This window comes from Nonomuraea sp. KM88, assembly GCF_052245635.1.
Classification (GTDB): Bacteria; Actinomycetota; Actinomycetes; order Streptosporangiales; family Streptosporangiaceae; genus Nonomuraea.
Window position 1 is genome coordinate 359728 of the sequence record NZ_JBQQCC010000005.1, and the last position, 12330, is coordinate 372057.

The 12330-nt window shown below is 70.5% G+C and carries 12 protein-coding genes and 1 pseudogene; 8 read left to right on the forward strand and 5 right to left on the reverse strand.

The window, feature by feature from the left end:
• Positions 1-349: 349 nt before the first annotated feature.
• From ACTWPV_RS18280 to ACTWPV_RS18300, 5 genes are all read left to right on the forward strand, one after another.
• Positions 350-604 (forward strand): hypothetical protein, encoded by a 255-nt coding sequence (locus ACTWPV_RS18280; RefSeq protein ID WP_347645158.1) that lies wholly within the window; start codon positions 350-352, stop codon positions 602-604.
• 524 nt (positions 605-1128) lie between these two features.
• Positions 1129-2835: an enoyl-CoA hydratase-related protein gene (locus ACTWPV_RS18285; protein ID WP_443152674.1), complete on the forward strand. Its 1707-nt coding sequence runs from the start codon at positions 1129-1131 to the stop codon at positions 2833-2835.
• Between the two features lie 14 nt (positions 2836-2849).
• Positions 2850-4379, forward strand: a complete 1530-nt coding sequence (locus ACTWPV_RS18290; RefSeq protein ID WP_347645160.1) for a helix-turn-helix domain-containing protein — start codon at positions 2850-2852, stop codon at positions 4377-4379.
• 70 nt (positions 4380-4449) lie between these two features.
• Positions 4450-5487, forward strand: a complete 1038-nt coding sequence (locus ACTWPV_RS18295; protein WP_443152675.1) for a tyrosine-type recombinase/integrase — start codon at positions 4450-4452, stop codon at positions 5485-5487.
• A gap of 161 nt (positions 5488-5648) precedes the next feature.
• Positions 5649-5900, forward strand: coding sequence for a helix-turn-helix domain-containing protein (locus tag ACTWPV_RS18300; protein WP_347624403.1), 252 nt, complete (start codon positions 5649-5651; stop codon positions 5898-5900).
• Positions 5901-6003: 103 nt separating this feature from the next.
• Here the strand turns inward: ACTWPV_RS18300 and ACTWPV_RS18305 are convergent, their stop codons facing one another.
• From ACTWPV_RS18305 to ACTWPV_RS18320, 4 genes are all read right to left on the reverse strand, one after another.
• Positions 6004-7944, reverse strand: a complete 1941-nt coding sequence (locus ACTWPV_RS18305) for a S9 family peptidase (protein ID WP_443152676.1) — start codon at positions 7942-7944, stop codon at positions 6004-6006.
• A gap of 180 nt (positions 7945-8124) precedes the next feature.
• On the reverse strand, positions 8125-8421 hold the full coding sequence (locus ACTWPV_RS18310) for a DUF952 domain-containing protein (protein ID WP_443152677.1): 297 nt from the start codon (positions 8419-8421) through the stop codon (positions 8125-8127).
• Entirely contained in the window at positions 8418-8972 is a 555-nt protein-coding gene (locus tag ACTWPV_RS18315) for a GNAT family N-acetyltransferase (RefSeq protein WP_347645167.1), read from the reverse strand. The genes ACTWPV_RS18310 and ACTWPV_RS18315 overlap by 4 nt, the downstream gene beginning before the upstream one ends.
• A 61-nt stretch (positions 8973-9033) precedes the next feature.
• Entirely contained in the window at positions 9034-9357 is a 324-nt protein-coding gene (locus ACTWPV_RS18320) for a DMT family transporter (protein ID WP_443152678.1), read from the reverse strand.
• Between the two features lie 193 nt (positions 9358-9550).
• Here ACTWPV_RS18320 and ACTWPV_RS18325 point away from each other — a divergent pair, with 193 nt between their 5' ends.
• Both ACTWPV_RS18325 and ACTWPV_RS18330 read left to right on the forward strand, forming a co-directional pair.
• Positions 9551-10504 (forward strand): radical SAM protein, encoded by a 954-nt coding sequence (locus ACTWPV_RS18325; RefSeq protein ID WP_443152679.1) that lies wholly within the window; start codon positions 9551-9553, stop codon positions 10502-10504.
• A gap of 51 nt (positions 10505-10555) precedes the next feature.
• Complete coding sequence (locus tag ACTWPV_RS18330; protein WP_443152680.1) at positions 10556-11284, forward strand: phytanoyl-CoA dioxygenase family protein; 729 nt, start codon at positions 10556-10558, stop codon at positions 11282-11284.
• 63 nt (positions 11285-11347) lie between these two features.
• Here ACTWPV_RS18330 and ACTWPV_RS18335 read toward each other — a convergent pair.
• Positions 11348-11833 (reverse strand): annotated as a pseudogene (locus ACTWPV_RS18335) (LuxR C-terminal-related transcriptional regulator); the annotation flags it as partial.
• A gap of 62 nt (positions 11834-11895) precedes the next feature.
• On the opposite strand from ACTWPV_RS18335, the gene ACTWPV_RS18340 reads away from it, so the two are divergent.
• Entirely contained in the window at positions 11896-12309 is a 414-nt protein-coding gene (locus tag ACTWPV_RS18340; RefSeq protein ID WP_443152681.1) for an alpha/beta hydrolase, read from the forward strand.
• The last annotated feature ends 21 nt before the right edge of the window (positions 12310-12330 follow it).

Here is a 12330-nt window from a genome sequence, read left to right on the forward strand (position 1 = left end):
CCGCTCGGCGCACCCACCCCCGCAGTAGCCGTTCGACACGATCAGCCGCCCCCGCAACGCCGTGTACGCCTCCTTACCCGAAGCGGGCAGAACCCCCTGACACACTTGGCATAACACCGACTGGCTCCCCACGTGCTGCTCCTCTCGCGGCGCGAATAGCAGAATCCCCACATTAAGCGCGTCAACGCCACCGGGGAAGCGAATCGACAGGCCGTCAAGCCAGCCCGTCAAACCGCGGGGGACGTCCCCCCAGCCCCGTGGATCCCTCCTCTACTTGACATAATGTCCATTATCGAGCAACTACGAGAGCGGCCCGACTAAACCGTTTCCTCCCGGGAAGACGCCTCCCATGTCACCCCTGGAGGTCACCACCCCGAGCCTCATCGCCCTGTCGGCCGTCCTCGCCGCCGCGGTCATCTGGTTGATCATCTGGGCCGTCCGGCTCACCAGACGCCCGCGCAACCGGCCCAATCCCAGCATGGATCTTGTGGATCAGGCGCGGGAGCTCAAGGCGCTCGGCCAGATCCGCGAGGCCGTCTTTCTCGTACGCGGTGAGACCGGCATGAGCCAGCGGGCCGCCTCGCGTTTCGTCAACCGGCTGTAGGTCCGTGCCCTTCCGGGCACCCGTGCGGATCCGTGTCCGATACCCGACAGAACAGGGATTCTGTTTGGTATCGGGTGTTGTGTCCTGGTTTCGTGCTGATTGTTCCCTGGTCAGCAGGCAGGGTCCGGCCGTGCACCGGGGTTCTCCCGTGGCCCCGGCCGATCCGTGTACGGGCGGCTCGTGCGGGGGTCCGCGCCGCCGCGTCCCGTCGCGAGGGCGCTCGGCCCCGCTCCCCTGCTCGCGGCGGGAGCGCGGCCCGCCCCCCGGGATGATCGCCGAGGGTGCGTCCACGTCGCAGAGCGTGATGTTTATGGGCAAATGGGATTTATCGGCGCTGGTCAGCCGGGGTTTTTGCGGCGAAGTGTCAGCGGTGGTGTGAGTTTCGTGTAAGCATCGATGGCATGTATGGGTTATATGGGACGGACTTTAATGTCCGAGACCGGTGGGTTCACCCGTCCGGCTGAGTCCGGTCCCCCGTGCCCGTGCGTCGTGTCGTCTCCCCTTGTCCGGAAAGAAGTACCGCGTTGCGTATCTTGCTGCTCTGCTCCGCGTTCAATGGCCTGACCCAGCGTTCCTGGCTCGCTTTGCGGCGTGAGGGTCATGAGGTGAGTGTCGAGCTGGCCGTCTCTGAGCAGGCCATGGTGGAGGCGGCCGAGCTGGCGAAGCCGGATCTGGTGATCTGCCCGTTCCTGAAGGAGCGGGTGCCGGCGGCGTTGTGGCAGGGGCACCGTACGGTGATCATCCATCCTGGTCCTCCTGGGGATCGTGGGCCGTCGTCGCTGGATTGGGCGATCGTGGACGCCGAGCCTGAGTGGGGGGTGACGGCGTTGCAGGCGGTGGAGGAGATGGACGCGGGTCCGATCTGGGGGTATCGGATGTTCGCGATGCCGGCGGAGCCGCCGCGTAAGTCGGCGTTGTACAACGGGCCGGTGGCCGATGCGGCGGTCGAGCTGGTGGTGGAGGTGGCGGGGAAGGCGGCGGACGCGTCGTTCGTGCCGGTGCCGCTGGATTATCGTTCGCCTGAGGTGCGGGGGCGGTTGCGGCGGGCGATGCGGCATGCGGATCGGGAGTTTTCCTGGTCGGAGTCGAGTGAGGAGATCGTGCGCCGGGTGCGGGCGGCGGATGGGTCGCCGGGTGGGCGGACGGTGTTGTGCGATCTTCCGGTGCGGGTGTTCGACGTGTACCGGGGTCCGGAGTTGCCGGATGGGGTGCCGGGTGAGGTGGTGGCGCGGCGTGAGGGGGCCGTGCTGGTGTGTACGGGGGACGGTTCGGTGTGGGTGGGGCATCTGCGGTTGGAGCGTGAGGGGGCGGTGAAGTTGCCGGCGGCGATGGCGTTGGGTGAGCTGGTGGCGTCGGCGCCGGAGCGGTCGGGGTACAGCGAGATCACGTATGACCGTAGTGACGGTGTGGGGGTGGTGAGTTTCGACTTCTACAACGGGGCGATGTCGACGGAGCAGTGCCGGCGGTTGGCGGCGGCGTTGCGGTATGCGGCGGCGCAGGATACGCGGGTGCTGGTGGTGCGGGGTGGGGAGGTGTTCTCCAACGGCATTCATCTGAATGTGATCGAGGCGGCGCGGCATCCGGAGCTGGAGTCGTGGATGAACATCAACGCGATCAATGCGGTGTGTCGTGAGGTGATCGGGTGTACGGGGCAGCTGGTGGTGACGTCGATGGGCGGCAATGCCGGCGCCGGTGGGGTGATGATGGGCTTGGGTGCGGATCGGGTGATCGTGCGTGAGGGGGTGGTGTTGAATCCGCATTATCGGACGATGGGGTTGTTCGGTAGTGAGTTCTGGACGTATGCGTTGCCGCGTCGGGTGGGTGCGGAGCAGGCGTTGCGGTTGACGCAGGAGGCGTTGCCGATCGGGGCGGCCGAGGCGGTGGAGCTGGGGCTGGCGGACAGGATGTTGTCGGGGCCGCGGTTGGATTTCGAGCGCCGGGTGCTGGAGTACGCGGAGCGGCTGGCGGTGGATCCGGGTTACGATCGGTTGCTGGCGGGGCGTCGGGCGGCGCGGGAGGCGGATGAGCGGCGTAAGCCGTTGGATGCGTTCCGGGCTGAGGAGCTGGCGGAGATGAGCCGGGACATGTTCGATGATCAGAATGGGTTCCGGGCGGCTCGGCGGGCGTTCGTGCACAAGGTGAAGGCTGAGGCGACGCCGGAGCATCTGGCGGTTCATCGGGGGTTGTCCGGCGCGTCGTCGGTGTCGGGCGCGGAGACATCTCATATGTGAGATATGGTTCGGGTGTGGCAGATGATTATCTTGTGCGGATCGGCCGGTTGATCCGGGATGCGCGTCAGCATCGTGGTTGGACGCAGCTGCAGTTGGCGGATGCGCTGGCGACGAGTCAGAGTGCGGTCAACCGGATCGAGCGCGGCAACCAGAACATCAGTCTTGAGATGATCGCCCGGATCGGTGAGGCGCTCGACAGTGAGATCGTGTCGCTGGGTTATGCCGGGCCGATGCATCTGCGGGTGGTGGGCGGGCGGCGGCTGTCGGGTTCGATCGATGTGAAGACGTCGAAGAACGCGTGTGTGGCGTTGTTGTGCGCGTCGTTGCTGAACTCGGGGCGGACGATTCTGCGCAAGGTGGCGCGGATCGAGGAGGTTTACCGGATTCTGGAGGTGCTCGCGTCGATCGGGGTGCGGGCGCGGTGGATCAACGAGGGCAGCGATCTGGAGATCGTTCCTCCGGCGCGGTTGGAGCTGGAGGCGATGGATACGGAGGCCGCCCGGCGCACCAGGAGTGTGATCATGTTCCTGGGGCCGTTGATGCATCGGACGGAGCAGTTCCAGATTCCGTATGCGGGTGGGTGTGATCTGGGGACGCGTACGGTGCAGCCGCACATGTCGGCGTTGCGGCCGTTCGGGCTGGACATCACGGCGACGGGCGGGTTCTATCACGCGCGGGTGGATCGGGGGGTGTCGCCGTCGCGGCCGATCGTGCTGACCGAGCGGGGTGACACGGTGACGGAGAACGCGCTGCTGGCGGCGGCGCGGCATGACGGGGTGACGGTGATCCGCAACGCCTCGTCGAACTACATGGTGCAGGATCTGTGCTTTTTCCTGGAGCAGCTCGGGGTGCGGGTGGAGGGGGTGGGGACGACGACGCTGACGGTGCACGGGCTGGCCTCGATCGAGCGGGACGTCGACTACTCCCCCTCCGAGGATCCGGTGGAGGCGATGAGCCTGCTGGCGGCGGCGGTGGTGACGTCGTCGGAGCTGACGATCTGCCGGGTGCCGGTGGAGTTCCTGGAGATCGAGCTGGCGGTGCTGGAGGAGATGGGGCTCGATTGCGACCGGGGGCGTGAGTACGCCGCGGCCAACGGGCGGACTCGGTTGGTGGATCTGACGGTGCGCCCGTCGAAGCTGGTCTCCCCCATCGACAAGATCCATCCGATGCCGTTCCCGGGGCTGAACATCGACAATGTGCCGTTCTTCGCGGCGATCGCGGCGTCGGCGCAGGGGTCGACGCTGATTCATGACTGGGTCTACGACAACCGGGCGATCTATCTGACGGAGCTGACGCGGCTGGGGGCGTCGGTGAAGTTGCTGGATCCGCATCGGGTGCTGGTGGAGGGGCCGACGCGGTGGCGTAGCGCGGAGATGATGTGCCCGCCGGCGTTGCGTCCCGCGGTGGTGGTGCTGCTGGCGATGATGGCGGCGGAGGGCACGTCGGTGCTGCGGAACGTGTATGTGATCAATCGGGGTTATGAGGATCTGGCGGAGCGGCTGAACGCGCTGGGGGCGCGCATCGAGACGTTCCGCGACATCTAGCGTTTGTGTCGGTGCCGGCCGCTACGGTCTTGCTCGGATCTTGTCGTGTCCAGCGAGAGGGTGGTGGCCGGTGCGGCCTGCGGAGCTCGACCGGGTGACGGTGGCGGAGGCGGCTGACCGTTATGTGGAGTTGGTGCGGGCCAGGACGGTGACGGGGGCGTTGTCGCCGTCTACGGCGGAGGTTTACGCGCGGGACGTGGCGACGCTGGTGGAGCTGGCGGGCGAGGCCACGGTGCTGGATGATCTGACGGGCGCGGACGTCGATGCGATCCTGCTGGCGTTCGCGCGCCGGCCGGACGGCAGGCGCGCGGCGGGCTCGGGCGAGCGGGGCGGCGGGCAGTCGCCGGCGTCGCAGGCGCGGTTTCGGCGGTCGATCTCGGCGCTGTTCAAGCACGCGGCGCTGGCCGGGTGGGTGCAGCTCAATCCGATGACGGGGTCGGCGGTGACGGCCAAGGAGCGGGGCGGGCTGCGGCCGCAGCGGCGGGCGTTGACGCGGGAGCAGGCCCAGGGGCTGATCGGGGCGGCGCGGGCGGTGCCGGACGCGGTGCCGGCGGGCAAGCGGCGCGATCAGCGTACGGAGTTGCGGGATGCGGTGATCGTGTTGCTGCTGGCGACGGTGGGGCCGCGGGTGTCGGAGCTGGTGCGCGCCAATGTGGAGGACTTTTTCACCAATGACGGGGTGCGTTACTGGCGGATCTTCGGTAAGGGCGGGCGGACGCGCGATGTGCCGTTGCCGCAGGATGTGGCGCGGGTGTTGCAGGAATATCTGGTGCGGGGGCGGCCGGCGGTGCAGGACAAGGCGCTGCTGTTGTCGTGGCGGGGGCGGCGGCTGGCGCGGGGGGATGTGCAGGCGGTCATCGACCGGGTGCAGGCGCGGGTCGATCCGGATCAGCGGCGGTCGGTGACGCCGCATGGGCTGCGGCACACGACGGCGACGCATCTGCTGGCCGACGCGGTCGACATGGACGCGGTGCGGCGGGTGCTGGGGCACAGTGACCTGTCGACGTTGGGGCGTTACCGCGATGAGCTGCCGGGTGAGCTGGAGGTGGCGATGCGGGCGCATCCGCTGCTGCGGGGCGAGCCGGGTGGCCCGCGCGACCCCGGCTGAGCGAGCGGCCCGGCCTGGCCTCCATCGAAACCGCCGCCCGCTGCCTGCGCGCCGGCCGGAGCGAACAAGCCGAAGTCATGGAGCGCGTCTTCGAGGGGTGCGGCTCGCGCGCGAATGGGATAACTATACCGGTATTAGTATCCGGGTATAGAGTGGTGGCCATGGTGCGACCTCCGCTGACCCCTGAAGAGCGGCTCCGTGGCGAGCAGCTCGGCTCGACCCTTCGGCAGGCCCGCGGCGAGCGCAGCATCGTCGAGGTCGCGGCGGCGGCGGGCATGTCCGCCGAAACGCTGCGCAAGATCGAGACCGGCCGCATCGCCACCCCCGCCTTCTTCACCATCGCCGCCCTGGCCGACGTGCTCGGCATCTCCCTCGACCACCTGGCCGTCCGCTCCACCCCCGCTCCCACCTGATCCCGCTTCCGGTCGGCCGGCGGGCCCTCCCGGCTGTTGCCTGAGCTCCGGCCCGGGGACGAAAGCCGCTCCCGGAGGCGTTCACGTGGAGCCGCTCCGGGCGTTAGCCGGGGTGTGACGTGGGGCCGGCGAGCCATCGGTCGAACCATGCGCGGGTGCGCCGCAGCACGTCGATCTGGTGGCTGCGTTCCTGGATCGAGTGGCCCTCCCGCGGATAGACGACGAACTCGTGCTCGACGCCGAAGCGTCGCAGGGCGCGATGGAAGTACGTGGCCTGGCCGACCGGCACGTTCGTGTCGTCCTCACCATGCAGGATCAGCACCGGCGTGCGGATTTTCGAGGCGTGGGAGATGGGGCTGAGCCGGTCGTGGCCGTGGGGACCAGTTCCTTCCCAGCCGCAGCTCCCGCTGAGGCCCGCCTCCAGGGTTCCCCAGTCGCCGGTTGCGACGAGCATGCCCCAGTCGCTGATGCCGGCACCCATGACCGCGGCCTTGAACCGGCTTGTCTGCCCGACGGCCCACGCGGTCATGAACCCTCCGTGGCTCCACCCGCCGATCCCGAGCCGGTCCGGATCGGCGATGCCGTCGGCGATCAGCAGGTCGATGCCGCTGACGATGTCCGTCCATTCGTCCATGCCGACCGCGCCGGCGACGGTAGCCGCGAATGCGTGGCCGTGGCCCTCGCCGCCGCGTGGGTTGGGCAGGAAGACCGCGTAGCCGGCGGTCGCCAGCCATTGTCCCGACGGGAGCACGTCAAGCATGAAGCGGTCGGCGTACCTGTCGTACGGGCCGCCGTGCACGAGCGTGATGAGCGGGAACGGGCCGTCGCGACGGCTTCTTCCGGCCGGCAGGATCAACAGCCCGTCGAGGACCAGCCCGTCGGACGCCTTGTAGGAGAGGCGCTCCTGTCTCCCCCACTCGATCTCGCGTGTCTCCGGCCTGGTGTCGCTGAGCCGCACGAGTCGATCGGGCCGCCCGGCGTGGATGTCCAGTGGCTGGTACGCCGTGCTCGCCGCCGCGGCGACCACCTCGCTCGCCTTGCTCGCGGTGAGCCAGGCGAGCAGGCCCTCCACGGAACACACCGGCTGAAACCGCCGTGTTTCTGGATCGAGCCGGTAGATCGCGGTGTCGAGCCCGTCGGCGAACAGTGCCAGTGGCGGTCCGGCCGCGACCTGCGCCAGGCCGGACGGGCAGACGGTCATGCCGCTGGTCAGGTTGCGGTGTTCTCCTGGCGAGCCGATCTCGGGCACGGCGAGGTCGAAGACGGCCCGCCCCCCGACCGGTCCGGGGAGGGTCGTCGCCAGGTAGCACAGGTGCCAGGCGCCGTCTGCGCGCCACCAGGCGGGCGAGGATGCCTGCGAAGCGGCCTCGCCGAGCGCCTGGACCTTGCCGGTGTCCAGGTCGACCGCATGCACCTCGCAGGCCAGGCAGCCGGGGTCGGGCTCCGGGGTCGCCCAGCTGAGTATGGCGAGGGGGCCGCCGTCCGGCCGCTGCGCCACTTCGACGACATGCCTGTCACCGAGCCCGTCCACCATGCGCGCCCGCCCGGAATCCAGCTCGAGCACCCACAGCCGGCCATGGGGCGCCCGTTCTCCCCACACCTTGGCGTCGTCGCGTTCGGCTGTCCTGCGCTCGTCCTCTTCGGTCGGCGGCTTCGCGGCCACCACCGCGATCCGCCGGGCGTCGGCGAGCGGAAGGTAGCCCGAGATGCCTGCCCGCCAGGCGGTCAGCGGCTCCGCCTCGCCGCCCTCGAGGGATATCCGATGCAGCTGGATGGTGCCGCGCCGCGCCCGATCCGATCCGAAGTAGAGCGAGGTCGAATCCGGCGCCCAGCGCGGGATGAAGTCGTTCGCCGTTCCCGCGGTCAGCTTCCTGGGAGGAGAGCTTCCGTCGGTCGCGGCGATCCAGGTCGCGCTGCTGGGATGGTCCTCTGTCCGCCCGACCGGGGCGAGCGTGTAGGCGACCCAGCGGCCGTCCGGGGAGATCACCGGCTGCAGCGGTCGGGCACTGTCCACGACCAGGTGCGGCGTGAGCTTACTCGGCAAACTCGTCCTCCAGCGTCAAAGGTGGCCCCGGACAGCCGCCGCCGGTGCGCCCTGCCCGCCGGGGTTGAGAAAGCCCGCCGAGGCCCTCGTCGCAGAGCGCCGGCAGGCGGAGAAGGCGCGGGTCGCTGCCGGTGTCCTCTGCGCTTGGCTTCCTCGGAGGCCGGGAGAGGTCAGGAGAGGTCAGGCGGTGAAGGGGCGGACGGCGGTGACCGCGCTGACCGGCAGGGGGCCGTACAGGTGGGGGAAGCCGTTTTCGAGGCGCACGTCCAGGCCCGCCGGGTCGATGTCGAGAACGAGCAGCGGCTCGGTGACGTCGGCGTAGAAGGTGGAGTGGACGCCGCGCAGCTGGGCCAGGTCGCGGCTGCAGTGGATGAAGCCCACGTCGTCGAGGGAGCGGCCCAGGGTCGAGACGCGGTACTCCCCCGCCTGGCGGGCGCTGTGCCAGTCGGCGCGCAGGGCGAGATGGTGGATCGTCATGCGGTCCATTCGCGGTCGAGGATGGCGTAGACCGCTTCGCTGACCCATGCGCCCTTGACGATCTCGCTGTCGATGAAGGTGGCCTCGTGGCGCATGCCGAGCTTTTCCAGGACGCGGGCGGAGGCGGCGTTGGCGGCGTCGAGGCGGCCGATGACGCGGTGCAGGCCGAGGCTGTCGAAGGCGAGGCGGAGCAGGGCGCGGCCGGCTTCGGGGGCGTAGCCGTGGCCGTGGTGGCCGGGGTGCAGGACGTAGCCGATCTCGCCCTGGCGGTTGGGCTTGCTGGTCCAGATGAGCAGGCAGTTGCCGACTAGCTCGCCGCTGTCGCTCAGGGTGATGGCCAGGTCGAGCGCGTCGCCCTCGTCGAGGAGGGCGGTCTGGGAGATCTTCTTGTCGAGGAAGGCGCGGCTGGTGTCGCGGTCGCGGGGCCCCCAGTAGAGGTGGCGGGTGACCTCGGGGAGGCTTTCGTAGGCGTGGACGGCGTCGAGGTCGCCCGGGGTGAACGGCCGCAGGGTGAGGCGGTCGGTGGTGAGGGGATAGTGGGGTTTGAGCACGGGGGCAGTGTAGGGAGCGGTGGCGGGGGCGGCAAAGAGTTTTCCGTCGCCGGTGGCTGGGTCAGTGGGCGCCCGCGAGGTTGAGGACGACGACGCCGCCGATGATGAGCAGGATGCCGCCGATCTTGAGCGGGGTGAGGGTCTCCCCCAGGAACACGGCGCCGATCAGGGCGATGGCGGCGGTGCCGGCGCCGGACCAGACGGCGTAGGCGGTGCCGACCTCGAGGTGGAGTTTGAGCGCCTGGGCGAGCAGGACGAAGGAGACGATGTAGCCGGCGGCCACGACGGCGCTCCAGCCGAGATGGGTGAAGCCGTTGCTGAGTTTGAGCGCGGAGGTGGCCAGGACCTCGGAGACGATGGCGAGGGCGAGCAGGAGCCAGGCCATGGGTGGTCATCCCCCAGACGGTGAGCGGTGCGGGCGTACCACTTTAGGCCGGGGGTTGTGGCGCGGCTCTGGGCGAGGTGCCGGCCGACGCGTGGCGCGCGCCCCACGTCGCGGCGCGTCCGGCCGGCGGGGAGCGGGCGGGTGTGCGGGAACCGCTTGAAAACGCAGTCGAATGCGTGTTCCACTGGGGGGTGTGGCTTGGGACGCGCTTTCGCTGGTTGAGGCCGCCGACGATCGCCCGCTGATCGAGCGGCGCGCGGTGGTGCGCGACGGCTTCTACGAGCTGCAGGCCCGCACGATGATCGAGCGGGTGCCGCAGGCCGCGGGCATCGCCCAGAGGTGGGCGCTGTCCCCTTACCGCGGTTGCGCTCATGCCTGTCTCGGGTGCGGCGCCCGTGGCGGGCACCGGCGGCTGGGGCTGGACGCGGGCGGCGATTTCGACACGCGCATCGTGGTCAAGCCCAACGCGGTGGCGCGGTTGCGGGCGGAGCTGGCGCGCTGGGACGGCCAGGAACTGGCCGTCGGGGTCAGCGGCGACTGCTACCAGGCGGCCGAGGAGACCTACCGGCTGATGCCCGGCGTGATCGCGGCGCTGGCAGGGGCGGGGGTGCCGTTCACCGTCTACACCAAGAGCGCGCTGGTGCTGCGCGACGCCGGGCTGCTGGCGCGGGCGGGGGCGCGGGTTGCGGTGTCGATCGCGTTCGTCGACGAGCGGATCCGGCGGGCGGTCGAGCCGGGCGCGCCCGGCGCGCAGGCGCGGCTGGAGCTGGTGTCGGCGCTGGTGGAGGCGGGCGTGGACTGCCGGGTGCTGATGGCCCCGGTGCTGCCGCTGCTCAGCGACGCCGCCGACCAGCTGACGGCCACGGTGCGGCGCATCGCGGGCGCGGGCGCGCGGGCCGTGGAGCCGGTGGTGCTGCGGCTGCCGACCGGCACCCGGGCGTGGTATGCGCAGTGGCTGGCACGAGCGCATCCGCACCTGGTGGAGCGCTATGAGGAGCTCTACGATCGTGCGGGCCTGCCCTCCCCCGGCTACGAGGAGCGCATCACGGGGCAGATCGCCGGGCTGTGCCAGGTGTACGGGATGGCGTGCGGGGCGCCGCCGCCGCGGCCGCTCGAGCCCAGGGCGGCGCAGCTCGCCCTCGTGTGAGCCCGGAGACGTCGGCAAAAAGGGTTCGACGGCGCTGCTAGCGTGCCGGCCATGAATGTCATCGATGGAGAGGCGTTCGCCGAGCGCGGGTTCGCCAAGGTCGAGGCTGTGGTGCCGCGCGAGGTGGGCGACGCGGCCAGGGCGCTGCTGTGGCAGCGCATCGGCCTGTCTGCCGACGACCCTTCGGGGTGGACCAAGCCGGTGGTGTGGACCGCCGACCTGACCGGTGAGGGGCCGTTCGGGCAGATCATGGGCAGTGAGCGGCTGCGCGCCGCGCTGGACGCGGTGGCGGGGCACGGCAGGTGGGTGCCGCGCGGCAGCGCGGGCAACATCCCGGTGCGGTTCCCGGGGGTGGCGCCAGCCGATGACCGCGGCTGGCACATCGACGCCAACACCGTTCTGCCGGACGGAGGCTACGGGGTGAGCGGGCGTCCGCAGACGCTGCTGCTGCTGGTGCTGTTGTCGGAGGTGGGGCCGGACGACGCGCCGACCAGGGTCCGGGCCGGCAGCCAGCGGGACGTGGCCGCCCTGCTGGACGAGCGGGTGCACGACCCGATAGAGCTGGGGCCGCTGCTGGACGCGGCGGGGCGGGAACGGCCGGTGGAGCTGGCCACCGGCCTGCCGGGAGACGTGTACGTCGTGCATCCGTTCACGGTGCACGCCGCCCAGGAGCATCGGGGTGAGCGGCCGCGGTTCATGGCGCAGGCGCCGGTGTTCCTGGCCGGGCCGCTGGCCCCGGGCGACGACTCCCCGCTGGGCAGGGCCGCGGGCTGGTCGTGACGGCCCGCCTGCGGGGGTGCGCGCCGGAGCGCTGCGGCGGGCGGGTGCGAGGACGCGGGAGGTTCAGCGTGAGCCGGACTGCAGGTAGGTCAGGACGGCTCTCACCCGCCGGTTGTCGTCGTCGGAAGGGGCGAGTCCCAGCTTGAGGAAGATCGCCGTGATGTGCTTGCCGACCGACTTCTCGGTGATGAACAGCCTGCCGGCGATGGCGGCGTTCGAGCGTCCCTCGGCCATGAGCTCGAGCACCTCGCGTTCGCGCGCCGTCAGCCCGGAGAGCGGTTCGTCGCGGCCGCGCCGGGTGAGCAGCTGGGCGATCACTTCGGCGTCCATCGCGGTGCCGCCCGCGGCCACCCTCCGTACGGCGTCGACGAATTCGGCGACCTTGCCGATGCGGTCCTTGAGCAGGTAGCCGACCCCGTTGCCGCTGGAGAGAAGTTCTCTGGCGTAGAGCTGTTCGACGTACTGCGACAGGATCAGCACCGGCAGGCCGGGCTGGGTGCGGCGGGCCTGGACGACCGCGCGCAGGCGAGAAGGCGGTCCACGAGCTTCTGAGCGCGCTGACCGACGCCGTCACCGCAGGCGGCGACGGGGAGGTCTCCGCCTACCTGGCCGTGCGGTGCTCCGACACCGCATGGCCGCGCGAGCTGGAGGTGTACCGGCGCAACACCCGGGCCGACGCCAGGCGCTACCCCATCACCCAGGGCGGGTTCGCCGGCGTCGACGCCTGCGCCTTCTGGCCGGGCGGGCCCGCCGGCGAACCGGTCAAGGCCGGCCCCCGCGGCCCGCGCAACATCCTCATGCTCAACAACACCCGCGACCGGATCTCCGACCTCGGCGGGGCGCTGGCCACCCGCCGCGCCTTCGGCAGGAGGGCGGCGTTCGTCACCGTGCAGGGATGGAACCACGGCATTCTCGGCAACGGCAACGGCAACGGCTGCGCCGACGCCCTCATCGCCGGCTGGATCGGCCGCGGCGCCCTGCCCGGCAAGGACGTGTCCTGTCCGGCCGGCCCTGAAGTCCGCTGACCGGCCGGGCGTCACGACCGG